Genomic DNA, 17,725 nt, shown 5'->3' on the forward strand with positions numbered 1-17,725 from the left:
CGATTGCGCTGGGGAGTCGAACGCGCCGGGCAGCCGAACGCGCTGGGGAGTCGGTCAGCAGGTGACGCGGTAGACGGCCGTCGCGCGGCGGCCGGTGATCACCCGGACGTGGCCGGAGAGGGCGTCGTCCAGTGCGGGGTCGCCGGTGTCCAGCAGCAGCGGCCGGCCGGCCAGGGCGGCCAGTTTGGCCTCGGTGGCGAGGACCAGCAGCCGCTCGGGGCCGGCGGCGCGCAGCAGTTCGGGGGAGAGCTGCTGGTTGCCGCGCCCGAGCAGGAAGCCCTGGCCGCCGATCGGGGAGAGCGCGATCCACGGGGTGGTGGGCAGGGCGAGCAGCTGGTCGGCCCGGGCGTCGCGCAGCTCGACCCGGGCGGTGCCGTCGCGGCGCAGCCGGAGTACGTCGACGCCGGTCAGGGCGGTGTCCGGGGCGCCGAGCGCGGCGGCGACGCCGTGCGTGGTGGTGCCGGGGCCGAGGACGAACAGCCCGCCGGGGCCGATCCGTTCGGCGAGCTCGGCGGCGATCCCGTCGAGCGCCGCCGGGGCGGGCCCGGAGCTGCCGGTCTTGCGCTGCTGCACCCGGGCGGGCAGCACCGGGACGGTCAGCCGCCCGTACAGCCGGGCGCCCACCCGGCCGGCCCGCAGCGCGGCCTCGTCCCGGTCCACCACCTCGGCGGCCGTCAGCCGCACCCCCGTGCCGCGCGCCCAGGCGGCGGCCACCTCGGCGGCGGCGCGGGGGTGGACGGCGAACACGGCGGAGTGCATCTTGACCCCGGCGGGGATGCCGAGCACGGGCACGGCCGGCTCGGGCCCGAGCGCGGCGAGGACGTCGCGGGCGGTGCCGTCGCCGCCGCAGAACAGCAGCAGCCGGGCGCCGGCCGCGACCACGGCGCGCACCGCCGCCCGGGTGTCCGCCGCCGTGGTGGGTTCCCCGGTGGGCTCTCCGGCGGGCCGGTGGACGACCCGGGCGGTCGGGCCCGCCGAGTCGGCGCCCATTGGGCCGGCGGCGGTGAGGATGTCGACATCCCCAGCCAGAGCGCGGAGTTGACGTATCGTCAGCTCGGCCCGCGCCGGGGCGGCGGCCCGGGCGCCGAGGGCGCGGGCCTGCCGCTGGACGTCGGCGCCGTCGCTGCCCTTGAGGCCGACCCGGCCGCCGAGCCCGGCGACCGGGTTGACCACCAGCCCGATCCGGGCCGGTTCGATCAGGGGAGGCGTCACGGCTGCTCGCCGAGCACCTTGCGGCGGTAGGCGCGCCAGCTGACGGCCCACACCGCCGGGTCGTCCAGCGGCTCGTGCCGGATCCGGTGCACCGTCGAGCGGTGCGGCGCGGTGCGGACGGTCTCCGGCTCCTCGTACGCCTCCCGGGCGACCTCGGCGAGGATGGCCGCGTACTCGTCCAGGTCTGCCCGGGAGTAGGACTCGGTGGGCTCCAGCGTCATCGGCTCGGGCACCACGTACGGGTGGTGGCTGGTCCAGTAGTGGGTGCCGAAGTCGGCGGCCCGGTAGCCGAGTTCCTCGCTGTGCAGCCCGGTGTCCTCGGAGAGCCGCTGCCAGCTGTAGCGGACCTGCTCGACCCGGGGGCGCCCCTCGGCGTACGGGACGGAGACGCCGTGGATCCGGCGCACCAGGGCCAGCAGGTAGTTGTTGTTGAGCACCGCGGTCTCGGCGGCCTCGCGCAGGCCGTCGGCGCCCAGCGACATGATCCAGGCGTAGGCGCGCACCAGGTTCGGCACCACGCCCAGGTACGGCCGGATCTTGCCGACCGACTCCGGCCCGCCGTCGTCCAGCCGGTACCGCTCGCCGTCGAACTCCACGGTGGGGCGCGGCAGGTGGGGCGCCAGCTCGGCGGTGACGCCGCACGCGCCCGCCGCCGGACCGCCGCAGGCGTGCGGCGTGGAGAAGGTCTTGTGCAGGTTGAAGTGGCACAGGTCGAACCCGGCCTCGCGGGCCCGGGTGATGCCCAGGATCCCGTTCGCGTTCGCCTGGTCGTAGGCGCACAACCCGCCCGCGCGGTGGACGAGTTCGACGAACTCGGCGATCCGCGGGTTGTAGATGCCGGTGTCCTCCGGGTTGGTGATCAGCAGCGCGGCGGTGCGCGGGCCGACCGCGGCGCGCAGCGCCTCGAAGTCCGGGTAGCCGTCCGCGTCCGGGTGCAGGGTGATCACCCGGTAGCCGGCGGTCTTCGCGCAGGCCGCGTTGGAGGGGTGGGAGAAGGCGGTGGTGATGATCTCGTCCCGTTGCCCGGCCTCGCCGCGCGCCGCGTGGTGGGCGCGGATCACCGACACGTTGGTCCAGATCGCGGCGGAGCCGGCCCCCGGCTGCAGGCTGACCCGGTCCATGCCGGAGATCTCCTTGAGCAACTGCTCCAGCCGGTAGGCGAGTTCGAGCACCCCCTGGACGGTCGAGGGGTCCTGCGCCGGGTGCAGGGCGGCGATCCGGCGGTCCCGGACGAAGGTGTCGTTGACCTTCGGGCTGTACTTCATGGTGCAGGTGCCCTGGCCGACGTCCACGTTGAGGTCGGCGCCCAGGTTCTCCTGGGAGAGCCGCAGGTAGTGCCGGAGCACCTGCTGCTGGCCGAGCTCCGGCAGCGCGGGCGCGGCCGTGCGGCGCAGCGCGGCGGGCAGCCGGTCGGCGGGGGAGCCGACGGCGGCGGTGACGGCCGGGTCGGGCAGCGGCGGCAGGACGCCGCGCTCGCCAGGGGAGCCCAGCTCGAAGATCAGCTTCTCGTCCCAGCGGGCCTGCTGGAAGCGCCGCAGCGCCGGCTTGGGGGCGATGCGCGCACGGGAGGGTGTCCGGCGGTCGGTCACTTCACGATCTCCTCAAGGGCGGTGGCGAGGTGCTCGATGTCGGCCCGGGTGTGCAGCTCGGTCACGCAGTAGCGGCCCTCGTGCTCCCCGGCCGGGGTGCCCCCGTGCAGGCCGCGTTCCAGCAGGGCGGCGGCGATCTCGGCGGCAGTGCGCCCGCCGGTGTAGCGCAGGGTGAAGTCGGCGAAGTGCACGGCCCCGGGGTCGGCCAGGTCCACGCCGGGCACCTCGGCGAGCCGCTGCCGGGCGTAGGCGGTGGTGGCGAGGACGGTCTCGCCGATCTCGCGCATGCCGTGCGGCCCCATCAACGCGAGGTAGACGCCGGCCGCGATGCCGTGCAGCGCGGCGGCGGTGCCGACCCACTCCTTGCCCTCCTCGCGCAGCGCGAAGGACGTCCGCTCGTACGCGACGTCGCCGAAGCCGTACTCACCGGGCACCTCGGTGGGGACCAGGCCGAACAGGCGGCTGGGGTACTCGGCGACCAGGCGCGGCTCGTCGGGGGAGCCGATGAAGCCCGCGTTGCCGCCGCCGAAGCTCGGGTGGATGCCGAGCGGCTGGAGGTCGCCGCAGGTCAGGTCGGCGCCGAGGTCGGCGGGCGGGGCGAGCACGCCGAGGCTCAGCGGGTTGGCGTGGACCACGGCCAACGCGCCTGCTGCGTGGGCGAGTTCGATGTAGTCGGGCAGCTCCGGGTCGATCCGCCCGGAGAAGTCGGTGAGCTGGGCGTACACGGCGGCCGCGTCGCCGTCCGCGAGCGCGGCCCGGACGGCCGCCGGCTCGGCCGGGACCGGGACGAGCTCGTGCACGCCGCGGACGTAGTCGTGGATGCGGGAGAGCCGGTCCGGGTCGATCTCGCCGACCAGCACCAGCCGGTGCCGGCCGGTCGCCCGCCCGGCCATCCGCAGCGCCGTGGCCGCCGCCTGGAAGCCGTCGTACGTCGGCACGTTGACCACCTCGACGGCCAGCAGCTCGGCCATCAGCGACTGGTACTCCCACAGCGCCTGGAACCGTCCGTGGTCCTCGTACGGCTCGCCCGCGTACGCGGTCAGGAACTCGCTGCGGTTGACCACCTCGTCGACCACGGCCGGCACGTGGTGCCGGTAGCAGCCCGCGCCGAGGAAGCTGCGGCCGGGCGGCACCGCCGTGTTGCGGGCCAGCAACTCCTCCAGGTGGGCCGTGAGTTCGGCCTCCGAGCGGAGCGGCTCGGGCAGCTCCAGCGGGCGGCGCAGCCGCAGCGCGGCGGGGATGTCGGCGTAGAACTCCTCGACGCCGCGCGCGCCGATGGCGGCCAGCATGGCGGCCCGCACGTCGGGGGCGGAGTTGGGGATGTACGGATGGGTTCGGGGCACGCGTGCGCTCATCGGGACCTTCCGCGTTTTCGGTCACAAGCCTTGACGGCGATGTGCATGCTGAGTTCTGTATACAGCATTCGGCATTCACTCGTCGGGAGGCAAGATGTCCGCACGAACCCGGCCCGAACGAATCCCCCAACTCGGCCGCACAGCACCGGGATCGGCCCTCGCCCCGACCCGGCGCACGCTGCTCGCCGGGGCAGCCGCGGGCGGCGCCCTGCTGCTCACCGGCGCGGCCGGCTGCGCCACCGGCGGAGCCGCCGGGACGGACGCCAAGCAGATCGGCGCCACCCCGACCGGCACCCTCGCCGGGAAGCTCACCATCTGGTCCTGGGACGTCGCCGCCAAGGCCATGCAGCGCCTCGGCAAGACCTTCGAACAGCGTCACCCCGGCACCACCGTCGACGTCCTCGACATCGGCTACGAGAACGCCTACGACAAGATCACCGTGGGCCTCGGCGCCGGCAGCGGCCTGCCCGACGTCCTCACCGTCGAGGGCCACAAGGTGCCCGGCTACCTCGGCACCTTCCCCGGCGCCCTGGTCGACCTCACCGGCCGCGCCCAAGGCCTCAAGGACAAGTACCCGGAAGCCACCTGGCGAGCCGTCACGGACACCAAGGGCCGCGTCTACGCCCTCCCCTGGGACAGCGGCCCCTGCGCCCTCTTCTACCGCCGCGACCACTTCCAGCAGGCCGGCATCGACCCCGCCACCCTCGCCACCTGGGACGACTACCTCACCGCCGGCACCGCGCTCAAGGCCGCCACCGGGAAGAAGCTGCTCATCCTCGACGCCAAGAAGGACACCACCTTCGGCATGCTGCTCCAACAGCAGGGCCAGGCCTGGTTCGTCGACGGCAAGGTCGCCGTCGCCACCCCCGCCGCCGAACGCGCCCTCACCCTGCTCAAACAGCTCGTCGACCGCGACCTCGTCGACTTCGAGGACGGCTGGGACGGCCTCGTCTCCGGCACCCACGACGGCAAGGCCGCCACCGCCCCCACCGCCGCCTGGTGGGACGGCACCCTCACCGGCGACCTCGCCGACCTCAAGGGCAGGTTCGGCGTCGTCCCGCTGCCCGCCTTCACCCCCGGCGGCTGCCGCACCTCAAACAGCGGCGGCTCCGTCCTGTGCGTCCCCGCCCAGAGCGCGAACCCCGAACTCGCCTGGGCCTTCCTCGACTTCCTGCTCGCCGACCGGGCCAACCAGGCCTCGATGATGCAGCACGAAGGCCTCTTCCCCGCCTACCTCCCGGCCCTCGACGACCCCTACTTCCAGCAGCCCGCGCCCTACTACGCCGACCAGCCCGTCATGAAGCTGTTCGCCGAACTCGCCCGCACCGTCCCCGCCGTCGAGCGCACCGCCGACGACACCAAGGCCGGCGACATCGTCACCACCGCCGTCAACCAGGTCCTGCACAACGGCGCCGACCCCGGCACCGCGCTGCGCTCCGCCGCCCGCCAGATCGCCACCGCGACCGGCCGCCCACCGGTCTCCTGAAGGGCGGGCGCCATGACCAGCAGCGCCACCGCCCTGCGCACACCCCGGGCGAGCGCCGCACCCGCCCGGCGCCGCCGCTCTCCGCACACCGCCGCCTGGCTCTTCGCCGGCCCCACCGCCGTCCTGTTCACCGCCTTCTTCGCCTACCCGCTCGGCGCCAGCCTCTACCAGAGCTTCACCGCCCGCCGCGACGGCGTCGACGTCTGGGTCGGCCTCGACCAGTACCGGCGCCTGCTCGACGACCCGGCCTTCCTGCACTCCCTCGTCAACACCGCGCTCATCCTCGCCGTCCAGGTACCGGTGATGATCGGGCTCGCCCTCGTCCTCGCCGTCCTGCTCAACCAGTCCTGGCTGCGCTTCCGGGCCGGCTGGCGCGCCGTGTTCTTCCTGCCCGCCATCACCACCCTGGTCGCCTACGCCGTCGTCTTCCAGGTCCTGCTGCGCACCGACGGCGGCCTCGCCAACCAACTCCTGCACGCCCTCGGCCTCCAGCCCGTCGACTGGCTCAACTCGCCCACCTGGGCCCGGATCTCCGTGATCGGCTCGGTCACCTGGCGCTGGACCGGCTACAACGCCGTCATCCTGCTGGCCGGCCTGCAGGCCGTGGGCCGCGACCAGTACGAGGCCGCCGCCCTCGACGGCGCCGGGCCGCTGCGCACCCACACCGGCGTGATCCTGCCCCAACTGCGGCCGGTGGTGCTGTTCTGCACCATCACCTCCACCATCGGCACCCTCCAACTCTTCGACGAGAACTACGTGCTGACCCGCGGCGGCCCCGGCGACGCCACCCTCACCCCGGTCGTCTACCTCTACAAGGTCGGCTTCCAGCAGCTCGACTTCGGCTACGCCGCCGCGATCGCCTGGGTCGTCGTCCTCCTCATCGCCGCCGTTTCCCTGCTGCAGTTCCGGCTCTACGGAAGGGAACGCCGCCGATGAGCAGCACCCCCGTGCGCCCGCAGCGGCCCCGCCGCCCGCTGCCCGCCCGGCTCGGCCGCGCGGCTGCCCTCGCCGTCCTCACCCTCGGCGCCGTCCTCAGCCTGATCCCGTTCGCCTGGATGCTCCTCGCCAGCACCCACAGCAGCGCCGAACTCTTCCACTCCCCGCCGCCGTTCCTGCCCGGCGGCCGGCTGCTGCGCAACCTCGCTCACCTCCAGGACAGCATCGGCTTCGGCCGGGTGCTGCTCAACAGCCTCGGCATCGCCGCCGTCCACACCCTGCTCAGCTCCCTGCTCTCCGCCATGTGCGGCTACGGCCTCGCCAAGTACCGCTTCCGCGGCCGCGGCCTGCTGCTCGGCGCGGTGCTCGCCACCCTGATGATCCCGCTCCAGGTGCTGCTCGTCCCGCTGTTCCAGATGATGGCGAACCTCGGCTGGATCGACAGCTACCAGGCCGTCATCCTGCCCTTCCTCGCCAACTCCTTCGGCGTCCTGCTGATGCGCCAGAGCTTCCTCGACTTCCCCGACGAACTGCTGGAGTCCGCCCGGATCGACGGCTCCGGTGAACTGCGCACCTTCTACCAGGTCGTGCTGCCGTGCGTGCGGCCGCAGTTGGGCACACTGGTGATCCTCACCTTCATGGGCCAGTGGAACAGCTTCATCTGGCCGCTGCTGATGCTCAACACCCAGGACAAGTACACCGTGCCGGTCGCCCTCAACACCCTGACCGGACTCAGCCACGTCGACTACTCCGGCCTGATGCTCGGCTCGTTCCTCGCCACCCTGCCGCTGATGGTGCTCTTCCTGCTGTTCCAGCGGCAGTTCGTGGCCGGGCTGCTGGGCGGGGCCCTGAAGGGATGACCATGACCGAGAACCACGGGACCGGACCCACCCGGGTGCCCGGGCTGCTGTACGGCGGCGACTGGAACCCCGAGCAGTGGCCCGAGAAGGTGTGGGCCGAGGACGTCGAGCTGATGGCCGCCGCCGGGGTCAACCTGGTCACGGTCGGCGTCTTCTCCTGGGCCCAGCTCCAACCCGACGCCCGCCACTGGGACTTCGGCTGGCTCGACCGGCTGCTCGACCTCGTCCACGCCCACGGCATCGCCGTCGACCTGGCCACCGCCACCGCCTCGCCGCCCGCCTGGCTGGTCCGCGCCCACCCCGAGGTGCTGCCCGTCACCGCGGACGGCGTCCGGCTGGAGTTCGGCTCCCGCCAGCACTACTGCCCCTCCTCGACGGCCTACCGGGCCGCCGCCGTCCGGCTCGTCCGGGCGCTCGCCGAACGCTACCGCGACCACCCCGCACTCGCCCTGTGGCACGTCCACAACGAGTACGGCGACCACGTGCAGGAGTGCTTCTGCCCCGCCTCGGCCGCCGACTTCCGCGGGTGGCTGCGCCGACGCCACGGCGACGTCGACGAGTTGAACCGCTCCTGGGGCACCGCCTTCTGGTCCCAGCGCTACACCTCCTTCGACCAGGTCGAGCCGCCGCGCACCGCCCCCGGCCCGGTCAACCCCACCCAGCTGCTCGACTGGCGCCGGTTCTGCTCCGACGCGCTGCTCGCCCTCTACCGCGCCGAGAAGGCCGTCCTCGACGAACTCTCGCCCGGCGTACCCGTCACCACCAACTTCATGTCGATGCTCAAGGCGCTCGACTACTGGGAGTGGAGCCGGCACGAGGACCTCGTCTCCGACGACGCCTACCCCGACCCGGCCGACCCGAACGCCCACGTCCACGCCGCCCTGACCTACGACCTGATGCGCTCCCTCAAGGCCGGCCGGCCCTGGCTGCTGATGGAACAGGCCCCCTCCGCCGTCAGCTGGCGCCCGGTCAACGTCCCCAAACCGCCCGCCCTCCACCGGCTCTGGTCCCTCCAGGCCCTCGCCCGCGGCGCGGACGGCGTCCTGCACTTCCAGTGGCGCGCCTCCGCGGCCGGCGCCGAGAAGTTCCACAGCGCGATGCTCCCGCACCGCGGCACCGCCGCGCGCGGCTGGCGCACGACCGTCGCCCTCGGCGCCGAACTGCGCCGCCTCGGCGAGATCGCCGGCAGCCGGCTGCGCGGGCAGGCGGCCGTCCTGCTCGACTGGGACAGCTGGTGGGCGCTCGAACTCGACGACCACCCCTCCGCCCGGATGCGCTGGACCGACCTGCTCCGGCCCTGGTACGCGGCCCTGTACGAGCGCGGCATCACCGTCGACTTCGTCCCGCCCACCGGCGAACTCGACGGCTACCCGCTGCTGCTCGCCCCCAACCTCTACCTGCTCGACACCGCCACTGCCGACCGGCTCCACCGGTACGTCCGGGCCGGCGGCCGGCTGGTCTGCGGCCCCTTCAGCGGCATCACCGACCGGCACGACCACGTCCACCCCGGCGGCCACCCCGGCCCGCTGCGCGACCTGCTCGGCGTCGTCGTCGACGAGCACTGGCCGATCCCGGACGGCGCCACCACCGCCGTCGACCTCGACGGCACCGCCCTGCGCGCCGAACGCTGGAGCGAGTGGATCGAGACCGAGGGCGCCGCGACCGTCGCCCGCTACACGGACGGCGAACTGGCCGGCCGCCCCGCCGTCACCCGGCACCGGCACGGCGCCGGCAGCGCCTGGTACCTGAGCTGCCACCTCGGTACCGACACCGGCCGGGTCCTCGACCTCCCGCTCGCCGAAGCCGGGGTGCGCGCCGAACTCCCCGACCTGCCGGACGGCGTCGAGGCCACCCGCCGGTACGGCGCGGACGGCACCGGCTACCTCTTCCTGCTCAACCACACGCCGGCCGAACGGCGCGTGCCGCTCGACCGGACCGGCACACGCCCGCTGACCGGCACCGACCTGCTCACCGGCGCCGAAGCCGCCGGGGCCGTCACCCTCGCCCCGCTCGGCGCGGCCGTCCTCCGCACCCCGCCCACCGAGGAGCGCCCGTGACCCCGCTGACCCGCCGCCACTTCCTCACCGCCACGGCCACCGCGACCGCGACCGCCGTCCTCGCGGCGCCCGCCGCCGCCCGTGCGGACGAACCACCCGCGGCCGGGAGCACGACGGCCGGGAACGAAACGGCCGGGAACGCGACGGCCGAGAACGCGACAGCCGGGAACGCGACGGCCGACCAGTACCCCGACGTCCTCGACCTGCACGGCACCCCCGCCCAGGCCTACCCCGGCGACCCGAGCGGCACCAACCCGATCACCGTCTTCGCCGACCTCGGCGCCTGGCACGCCTACGCCCTGCCCCGCCCCGACGACCCGCTCGGCGGCTTCACCGGCCCGCTCCACCTCGCCCAGGAGTACCCCTGGTGGCTCAGCGACGGCCTCACCCGCCTCCACCTCACCGAACAGGACCGCCCCCTCGACCCCACCGTCCTTCAGCTCACCGCGCTGCCCGGCCTGCTCCGCCAGCGCCTCGACCTCGGCACCGGCCTCACCCTCACCCTGGAACTGCGCTACGCCGGAAACCGCACCGCCCTCCTGCACGCCCGCCTCGCCAACGCCGGCCCCACCCACCGCACCCTGGGCGCCGCCTGGACCGGCACCCTGCTGCGCCCCGCCGCCGGCCCGCAGCACGACGCCCCGCGGCTGACCGCCGCCGAGCACGGCATCGAGGTCCGCTTCGCCCGCGTCCGGCAGACCTGGGACTACCTCACCGACGGCACCGAACGCTTCACCGTCCGCCACGCCCAGCCCGTCCGGGTCGTGCTCGACGCCGGCGGCGACGCCCACCGCACCGAACTCGCCGAGCCCGTCCGGCTCGCCCCCGGCCGCGCCCGCAGCCTGCACTGGACCGAGAGCTACACCTTCACCGAGGCCGACCGCACCCGCGCCGCCGCCGAGTCGGAGGCCGCCCTGCGCGCCCCGAACGCGGTCGCGGCGGCCGGCGCGGCCCGCTGGGCCGGCTACCTCGCCCGGGCGACGGACGGCGTCCCGGCCGAGCGCCGCCGCACCGCCGTCAAGTGCGTGCAGACCCTGGTCACCAACTGGCGCAGCCCGGCCGGCCGGATCCGGCACGACGCCGTCACCCCCAGCCTCTCCAACAAGTGGTTCAGCGGCGTCTGGGCCTGGGACACCTGGAAGCAGGCGGTCGGCACCGCCGTCTTCGCCCCCGCGCTGGCCGCCGACCAGATCCGCGCCGTCTTCGACCACCAGGTCCCGGCCGGCTCCGCCGAACGCCCCCAGGACGCCGGCATGGTCCCCGACTGCGTCTTCTACAACGACCCGAGCACCGGCGGCGGCAACTGGAACGAGCGCAACTCCAAGCCCCCGCTGGCCGCCTGGGCCGTCTGGGAGGTCTACCGGCGCACCGGCGACCGCGCCTTCCTGCGCGAGCTGCTGCCCAAGCTCACCGCCTACCAGGCCTGGTGGTACCGCACCCGGGACCACCACGGCGAGGGCCTGTGCCAGTACGGCGCCACCCTCGACCCGGCCAACGGCACCCCCGAGGACTGCCGCCAGGCCGCCGCCTGGGAGTCCGGCATGGACAACGCCCCGCGCTTCGACGCCGCCCTCGGCACCACCGTCGTCCCCAACCGGGACGCGGCCGGCACCCTGCTCGGCTGGTCGCTCACCCAGCGCTCCGTCGACCTCAACGCCTACCTGGCCGCCGACCACCGCCACCTCGCCCTGATCGCCGCCGAACTCGGCGACCACCCCGCCGCCGACCGGCTGCGCGCCGGTGCCGACCGGATCGACGCCGCGATCCGCGGCACCATGTACGACCCGGCGGGCGGCTGGTTCCACGACACCGACCTCGCCACCGTCACCCGGCTGACCGCCCGCGGCCGCGGCATCGAGGGCGTGATCCCGCTGTGGTCCGGCACCGCCACCCCCGCCCAGGCCCGCACGGTGCGCCGGCTGCTGCTCGACCCGGCCGAGTTCGGCACCCCGATGCCCTTCCCGACCGTCGCCCGCAGCTGCGCCTCCTTCGACCCGGTCGGGTACTGGCGCGGCCTGGCCTGGCTCGACCAGACCTACTTCGCCGTCGAGGGCCTGCGCCGGTACGGCTGGCACCAGGACGCCCGCCGCACGGTCGAGCGGCTGCTGACCGCCGCGCAGGGCCTCACCGGCACCGGCCCGGTGCGCGAGAACTACCAGCCGCTGACCGGCGAAGGACGGAACTCGACGAACTTCAGCTGGTCGGCGGCCCTGCTGCTGCCGCTGCTCCGGGAGCCCCGGGAGTGAGCGACTTTGGCTCCCGGCCGCTCGGCCAGGCATGATCGGGGGCATGGTCGAACGAGTCATTGCAGCGTGTGACGGAGCAGCCAAGGGCAACCCGGGCCCGGCGGCCTGGGCCTACGTGGTCGCGGACGGTGCCGGGGCGCCCCAGCGCTGGCGCTCCGGCGCGCTCGGGCACAGCACCAACAACGTCGGCGAACTGACGGCGCTGCGGGAGCTGCTGGCCGACACGGACCCGGCCGTGCCGCTGGAGGTCCGGCTGGACAGCACCTACACCCGTGACTCGGTCACCAAGTGGCTCAAGGGCTGGAAGCGCAACGGCTGGAAGACGGCGGCGGGCAAGCCGGTCGCCAACCAGGAGCTGATCCAGGGGATCGACGCGCTGCTGGAGGGCCGGGACGTCACCTTCGTGTACGTGCCCGCCCACCAGGTCGACGGCGACCCGCTGAACGCCATCGCCGACAAGGCCGCCAGCGACGCCGCCCGCACCCAGCGGTCCGCGGGCGGCACCGCCGCCGACCTGCCGGTGCCCGACCCGGCCCCGGCCGCCGCCCGCCGGGCCACCCGGCCGGCCGCGAAGACCGCCACGAGGACCGCCTCGACGGCGAAGTCGTCCTCGTCGTCCTCGTCCGCGTCGTCCTCCAGGAGCGGCGGCACCCGGACGCTCGCCGCCCGCTTCCCCGGCACCTGCCCGTGCTCCCGCCCGTACGCCAAGGGCGACAAGATCACCAAGGTGGGCGCCAGCTGGGGCCACCCGGAGTGCGCCGCGGCCCACGCCTGAGCCCACGGGAGTCCTGAACGGGCTCCGGCCGGCCGCGCGGGAGGCGCGGCCGGCCGGAAGGGACCGAGGGGGACGGGGATCAGGCGCCCTTGGAGGCCAGGTCCTTGATGTCCTCGAAGGTCAGGCCGAACTTGTTGTACATCTGCGCCTGCTCCGCCGGGACGCCGGCCGCGGCCAGCTCCTTGAGCTGGGCGTCGGTCAGCGGCGCGGCCGGGGTGGCGCCGGCCGGGTCCTCGCCGCCCATGCCGCCGGGGCCGCCCATGCCGCCCGGGCCCTTGGCGCCCGCCATCACGAGCTGCATCGCGGTGTTCTGCAGCTCCTCGATGCTGACCTTGGCGGCGTCGGCCGGGGCCTCGACGGCCGGGGCGGACTGGTCGTAGGTGAGCTTCACCGGGAAGACGATGCCCGGGCCGACCTTCTCGTTCAGCTGGGCGACGTCGAAGGTCGCGGAGGAGAACGCGCCGTTCTTGAGGTAGACGTCGACGCCGACCTTGCCCTCGGGCACGCCCTTGGACGGCGCCGAGGTCGGGAACTTGCCGAACTCCTTCGGGAACTTGTCGGACAGCGGCTTGACCGCCTTGAACACCTCGTCGACGACCTGGCGGGCCGGCGCGCTGATCCACAGGTGGTCGGCGCCGTCCTTCTTGCCCTTGTCCTCGATGGTGACGGTCCGCTGGAAGACGTCCTTCAGCGAGTTGTACAGGTCCTTGGCGGCCTGCGGGTCGGCGGTGGGCTTGGCGGCCGGGGCGCCGGCGGTGCCCTTGGCGCCGTCCGCCTTCTTGGCCGCGTCGGCGAACTCCTGCATGTCGAAGGAGACCCACTTGCCAGCCAGGACGTTGCGCACCGCGGTCAGGTCGGCGGGCAGGTCCTTGGTGGCCTGGTCGATCTCGGCCGGGTCCTGACCGGTCAGCTTGGCCAGGGCCTTGACGTCCAGGTGCAGGTACGCCTTGGCGTCGACCTCGCGGAACTCCAGCAGCTGGGTGCCCTTGCGGTCGGACAGCGTGTAGGCGAGGCGCAGCGACTTGTCGGGCGTGTAGTCCTTGGCCGGCGCGGAGCCCTGGGCCTGCTTGAACGCCTCGACGTCCTTGAGCGGCTTGTCGGCGGAGACCGCGACCGCGATCTTCAGCCCGGACATGGCCTCGGCGGCCTTCCGCTCCGTGGTGTCGTCCGTGGCCTTGGCGAAGTCCATGATCTGGTCGGCCGTGGCGTCGATGGAGAAGGTGATGGCGGCGGTCTTGCTGTCGCCGACCTTGTTGAAGGCCTTGGCGGCCTTCTCCTGGGCGCTCAGCTCCTTGGCGGTGCCGCAGGCGGTGACGCCGGCGGCGAGCATCGCCGCGATGGCGACGACGGGCACGGCGCGACGGGCGGACGTGCGAATGGCGGTGTTGATGGTGACTCCTGTGTGAATCGGGTCCGGTCGCGACGGCCGGGCCGTTCCCTCCCCGGTGGCGTGCGGCGCCGCGGCGCCTACACATGTGATCACACTAGCAACAAGGTGTGACAGGCATTTTTGACGGAGGCTTTAACCGCGACGGGCGGGTGCCGCGCACGGCCCCCCGCGCCCCCGCGCCCGTCCCCGCCCCCGCCCGTCCCCGGGTCCGTGTCGCCGCGGCTCAGCCGCTGTGCGACAGCACCACGCCGAGGGTCACCCCCACGACGATGAGCACGGCCAGCAGCGCGCCGAGCGCCTGCGGCGACACCTTGTCCCGCAGTGTGCGCGGCGGCTGGACGCGGACGGCCGGGTCGGTGCTGAACTCCCACCACTGGACGACCCGTTGGAAGTGGGCGCCGAAGTCCGGGTTCGGGTAGACCGGGCTGTGCATCAGCCCGGGCAGCGTCCGGCGCCGGCCGCCCGTGACGTAGAAGCGGACGGCGTAGGAGGTGTTGCCCCGGTTCTTGGTCTCCCGGACGTCGATCCAGCGGATCTCGTGCCACGGGTAGGTGCGGCCCTTGCCGCCGCCCCAGCAGATGGTGATGCCGGCCGGGCCGACCGAACTCCAGCTGCGGTAGGTGTAGAAGAAGGAGGGCGCGAGGATCGCCACGGTGAGGCCCACCGCCCAGGCGACGCCCACCGGGCCGAATTTGAGGCCGGCGACCAGGGCCTCCACGAGCAGGAGGCCGAGCACGGTGAGGAAGACGGAGGGGCGGAGCAGGTCCTTCCCCCGATAGACCAGTTCGTTCACGGCAGGCACACTACGCCCGAACTCCTGGGCTGGAGAAGGGGGATGGCCGGATCCGGTTCAGGCCTTCCGCTCCCGCAGGGTGCGCCGGCCCGCGCCGAGGACCAGCGCCGCCCACAGCACGGCGAAGCCGGGGACGGCGTAGAGCGTGGCGCCGCTGAAGGAGGTGTCCTCGCCGATCCCCACCGGCGGCACCCAGCCGGACGGGTCGACGATCACCGGGACGCTCTGCCCGACCGACAGGTTCGAGGAGCAGCCGGCGCCGCTGAACGTCCCGTGCGGCAGCGGCTGCCCGTCCGCCCGGCGGATGTGGCAGGACCAGCTCACCGTCCCGTACCGGGACTTCGAGCTGTGCGCCGCGGTGACCACCACCTCGGTCCGCACCCCGCGGTGCCCGATCAGCTGGGCGCGCAGCGCTTGCTCGGGCAGCGCCAGCATCAGCAGGCCGAGCGCCACGGCGGGCCAGAGCACCCAGCCGGTGGCCCGCACCAGCAGCGTCCCGATCAGCGCCGCCATGAGCACGAACACGGCGAGGATCGCGCACGGCGCCTGGTAGTCCGGGTTGCTGCCGACCGCGGCCAGACCGACGATCAGTACCGGCGCCAGCAGCCCGACCAGCAGCGCGGTGCGGCGGACGGTCCGCGGCGCGGGCTCCCAGGGGGTCCGCTTCACCCGCTTCGGCGGGCGCGGGACGCCCTCGGCGAGCGGTCTCTTGCGCTTCTTGTTCGGTCTGCCTGCCATGCCGTCCCCGTTTCGGTGCCGCGGGTGGGTGGGTGCCGCGCGTATCGCCCGCGACAGTCTGACGGTCGGCCGGGACAAGCGGAACGCCGGGTACCGCTTCGACCGGCGGAGCCGTGGGGGAGCGTCCTGCCGGGGCCCAGGGGGCCCGTGCCACTGACGGGTCGTGCTGTTACGGACGAGTTCACCGGATGCTCGCCCGATGTCTTGCGGGCCGTGCCGGACGCGAAGTTGGATGCACAACATCCCATGACATCCCTTCCCACGACACCCCCACGGAGCCCCCATGCCGCTGCCCCTGCCGTCCCCGCGCCTGCTGTCGCTGCGCCGGGCGCTCGCAATCGGTGCCGCCGCCACCGTGCTCGCCGCGCTCGGCACCGCCCCCGCCTCCGCCGAGAGCGCCCCGGTGACGGCGCCCCCGCTCGACGTGCTCAGCTACAACACCTTCCTGATGAGCACCTCGCTCTACCCCAACTGGGGCCAGGCCCACCGCGCGCAGGCCATCGCCTCCGCCGACTTCTTCCAGGGGCACGACGTGGTCGTGCTGCAGGAGGCCTTCGACAACGCCGCCTCCGACGCGCTCGCCGCCCGGGCCTCCGCCGCCTACCCGTACCGCACCCCCGTGGTCGGCCGCTCCACCGGCGGCTGGGACGCCACCGCCGGCAGCTACAGCGCCGCCACCCCCGAGGACGGCGGGGTGATGCTGCTCAGCAAGTGGCCGATCCTGCGCAAGGAGCAGTACGTCTTCAAGGACGCCTGCGGCTCGGACTACTTCTCCAACAAGGGCTTCGCCTACGCCGTGCTCGACGTGAACGGCGTGCGCACCCACGTCGTCGGCACCCACCTGCAGTCCACCGACTCCGGCTGCTCCAGCGGCCAGCCCGCCGCGATCCGGGCCAGGCAGCTCACCGCGATGCGCGCCTTCCTGGACGCCAAGCGGATCCCCGCCGCCGAACCGGTACTGGTCGCCGGGGACCTCAACATCGACTCCCACGGCACCGAGTTCCAGGCCCTGCTGGACAACGGCAACCTCGCCCCGGCCTCGGCACGCACCGGCTGGCCGTACTCCTTCGACACCGTCGACAACTCGATCGCCGCCTACCGGTACCCGGGCGAGCCCAAGGAGGACCTCGACCACGTCCTCTACCGCGCCGACCACGCCCGGCCGCAGAGCTACCTCAACCACGTCCTGCGGGTGCACAGCGCGCCCTGGACGGTGAGCAGTTGGGGCAAGAGCTACACCTACACCGACCTCTCCGACCACTACCCGCTGGTCGCGGGCCGGGCGCAGTAGCGGGCAGCGGCGGCGAAGGTGTGGGGCGATTCACAGCGCCCGTGGTCGTTCGGCCGCCTACGATCCTGAGCGCGGACACCGGCCGTCACACGGCGCCCGCCGGCACCCCGCGATCCGGCCCGAGGAGAACCACCGTTGTCCACCCCCACCGCCGAGCCCGACAGCTACTACCAGCGCACCGGCGAGCGGCACTTCAAGCCCACCGCGCACGCGCAGGGCGCCTGGCACACCGACGAGCAGCACTTCAGCCCGGTGGGCGGTCTGATCGCCCACGCGATCGACCGCCACCGGGCCGACCGCCGGGCGGAGGGCGGCCGGCCCGATGACGCCCTGGCGCTGGCCCGGATCAGCTACGACATACTCGGCCTGATCGCCCTCGACGAGTGCGAGATCACGGTGGAGACCGTCCGCCCCGGCCGCACCATCGAGCTGGTCGAGGCCGTGCTCACGATCGCCGGCCGGGCGGTGGTCCGGGCCCGCGCCTGGTACCTCGCCGAGTCCGACACCTCCGCCGTCGCCGGCACCCACGACCAGCCGCTGCCCGCGCCCGAGGAGTTCGAGCCGTGGGCGATGGCCGACCAGTGGAACGGCGGCTACATCGCCTCCCTCGACGCCCGCCGCCGCTCGGCCGCCCCCGGACGGGCCGCCGCCTGGCTCTCCACCCCGCTCGACCTGGTCGCGGGGGAGCCGTGCGGCCCGCACGCCGCCTTCATCGCCCTGGTGGACACCGCCAACGGCATCGCCGTCCGGCAGGACCCCACCGTGTGGATGTTCCCGAACACCGACCTGACGATCCACTTCCACCGCCGCCCCGGCGGCCGCTGGACCGGCCTGGACACCGCCGTCACCTTCGGCCCGGCCGGGCACGGCGTCACCAGCACCGTGCTGCACGACGTCGACGGCCCGGTCGGACGGGCCGAGCAGATCCTCACCGTCCGCGCGCTGAACGGCGGCTGACCCCGAGCGGTCCCCCTGCCCGGGCGCGCAGGGGGACCAC

General features: G+C 73.9%; 14 protein-coding genes. 8 read left to right on the forward strand and 6 right to left on the reverse strand.

Annotated elements, in window-relative coordinates:
* Positions 1 to 54 precede the first annotated feature (54 nt).
* The 3 genes from VM95_RS22975 to gcvPA are packed head-to-tail and all read right to left on the reverse strand — an operon-like array spanning position 55 to position 4,144.
* A complete protein-coding gene (locus VM95_RS22975) occupies positions 55 to 1,212 on the reverse strand; it encodes an ATP-NAD kinase family protein (RefSeq protein ID WP_052707511.1) in 1,158 nt (385 codons plus the stop codon).
* On the reverse strand, positions 1,209 to 2,801 hold the full coding sequence (gene gcvPB, locus VM95_RS22980; RefSeq protein ID WP_078860391.1) for an aminomethyl-transferring glycine dehydrogenase subunit GcvPB: 1,593 nt from the start codon (positions 2,799 to 2,801) through the stop codon (positions 1,209 to 1,211). Before gcvPB ends, VM95_RS22975 begins: the two co-directional genes overlap by 4 nt.
* Positions 2,798 to 4,144 carry an aminomethyl-transferring glycine dehydrogenase subunit GcvPA gene (gene gcvPA / locus VM95_RS22985; protein WP_244178903.1) on the reverse strand — a complete coding sequence of 449 codons (1,347 nt, stop codon included), beginning with the start codon at positions 4,142 to 4,144 and terminating at the stop codon, positions 2,798 to 2,800. The genes gcvPB and gcvPA overlap by 4 nt, the downstream gene beginning before the upstream one ends.
* A gap of 106 nt (positions 4,145 to 4,250) precedes the next feature.
* Here gcvPA and VM95_RS22990 point away from each other — a divergent pair, with 106 nt between their 5' ends.
* The 6 genes from VM95_RS22990 to VM95_RS23015 are packed head-to-tail and all read left to right on the forward strand — an operon-like array spanning position 4,251 to position 12,516.
* Entirely contained in the window at positions 4,251 to 5,642 is a 1,392-nt protein-coding gene (locus VM95_RS22990; RefSeq protein WP_045699942.1) for an ABC transporter substrate-binding protein, read from the forward strand.
* A gap of 12 nt (positions 5,643 to 5,654) precedes the next feature.
* Complete coding sequence (locus tag VM95_RS22995) at positions 5,655 to 6,578, forward strand: carbohydrate ABC transporter permease (protein WP_045699943.1); 924 nt, start codon at positions 5,655 to 5,657, stop codon at positions 6,576 to 6,578.
* Positions 6,575 to 7,438 (forward strand): carbohydrate ABC transporter permease, encoded by an 864-nt coding sequence (locus VM95_RS23000; RefSeq protein ID WP_045699944.1) that lies wholly within the window; start codon positions 6,575 to 6,577, stop codon positions 7,436 to 7,438. The genes VM95_RS22995 and VM95_RS23000 overlap by 4 nt, the downstream gene beginning before the upstream one ends.
* A gap of 2 nt (positions 7,439 to 7,440) precedes the next feature.
* Positions 7,441 to 9,495 (forward strand): beta-galactosidase, encoded by a 2,055-nt coding sequence (locus VM95_RS23005; protein WP_208615516.1) that lies wholly within the window; start codon positions 7,441 to 7,443, stop codon positions 9,493 to 9,495.
* On the forward strand, positions 9,492 to 11,741 hold the full coding sequence (locus tag VM95_RS23010) for an MGH1-like glycoside hydrolase domain-containing protein (protein WP_045699946.1): 2,250 nt from the start codon (positions 9,492 to 9,494) through the stop codon (positions 11,739 to 11,741). The genes VM95_RS23005 and VM95_RS23010 overlap by 4 nt, the downstream gene beginning before the upstream one ends.
* Positions 11,742 to 11,784: 43 nt before the next feature.
* The gene (locus tag VM95_RS23015) at positions 11,785 to 12,516 is read left to right on the forward strand and encodes a ribonuclease H family protein (protein WP_045699972.1); all 732 of its coding nucleotides are present in this window, start codon (positions 11,785 to 11,787) and stop codon (positions 12,514 to 12,516) included.
* 79 nt (positions 12,517 to 12,595) lie between these two features.
* Here VM95_RS23015 and VM95_RS23020 read toward each other — a convergent pair whose 3' ends face one another.
* The 3 genes from VM95_RS23020 to VM95_RS23030 form a co-directional block, all read right to left on the reverse strand.
* Complete coding sequence (locus tag VM95_RS23020) at positions 12,596 to 13,870, reverse strand: hypothetical protein (protein ID WP_045699947.1); 1,275 nt, start codon at positions 13,868 to 13,870, stop codon at positions 12,596 to 12,598.
* 259 nt (positions 13,871 to 14,129) lie between these two features.
* Positions 14,130 to 14,699 carry a hypothetical protein gene (locus VM95_RS23025; protein ID WP_045699948.1) on the reverse strand — a complete coding sequence of 190 codons (570 nt, stop codon included), beginning with the start codon at positions 14,697 to 14,699 and terminating at the stop codon, positions 14,130 to 14,132.
* A 57-nt stretch (positions 14,700 to 14,756) separates the two neighbouring features.
* Positions 14,757 to 15,437: a hypothetical protein gene (locus VM95_RS23030; protein ID WP_045699949.1), complete on the reverse strand. Its 681-nt coding sequence runs from the start codon at positions 15,435 to 15,437 to the stop codon at positions 14,757 to 14,759.
* Positions 15,438 to 15,720: 283 nt separating this feature from the next.
* Between VM95_RS23030 and sph the strand changes: the two genes are divergently transcribed.
* Complete coding sequence (gene sph / locus VM95_RS23035) at positions 15,721 to 16,728, forward strand: sphingomyelin phosphodiesterase (protein ID WP_045699950.1); 1,008 nt, start codon at positions 15,721 to 15,723, stop codon at positions 16,726 to 16,728.
* A 135-nt stretch (positions 16,729 to 16,863) separates the two neighbouring features.
* Positions 16,864 to 17,685, forward strand: a complete 822-nt coding sequence (locus VM95_RS23040) for a thioesterase family protein (protein ID WP_045699951.1) — start codon at positions 16,864 to 16,866, stop codon at positions 17,683 to 17,685.
* Positions 17,686 to 17,725: the final 40 nt, after the last annotated feature.

This window comes from Streptomyces rubellomurinus, from assembly GCF_000961885.1.
Classification (GTDB): domain Bacteria; phylum Actinomycetota; class Actinomycetes; order Streptomycetales; family Streptomycetaceae; genus Kitasatospora; species Kitasatospora rubellomurina.

Bases quoted from the DNA above. Each gene is read 5' to 3' on its own strand.
- VM95_RS23000 (WP_045699944.1), top strand. From the start codon at position 6,575: ATGAGCAGCACCCCCGTGCGCCCGCAGCGGCCCCGCCGCCCGCTGCCC.
- VM95_RS23005 (WP_208615516.1), top strand. From the start codon at position 7,441: ATGACCGAGAACCACGGGACCGGACCCACCCGGGTGCCCGGGCTGCTG.
- VM95_RS22990 (WP_045699942.1), top strand. From the start codon at position 4,251: ATGTCCGCACGAACCCGGCCCGAACGAATCCCCCAACTCGGCCGCACA.
- VM95_RS23030 (WP_045699949.1), bottom strand. From the start codon at position 15,437: ATGGCAGGCAGACCGAACAAGAAGCGCAAGAGACCGCTCGCCGAGGGC.
- VM95_RS22995 (WP_045699943.1), top strand. From the start codon at position 5,655: ATGACCAGCAGCGCCACCGCCCTGCGCACACCCCGGGCGAGCGCCGCA.
- sph (WP_045699950.1), top strand. From the start codon at position 15,721: ATGCCGCTGCCCCTGCCGTCCCCGCGCCTGCTGTCGCTGCGCCGGGCG.
- VM95_RS23015 (WP_045699972.1), top strand. From the start codon at position 11,785: ATGGTCGAACGAGTCATTGCAGCGTGTGACGGAGCAGCCAAGGGCAAC.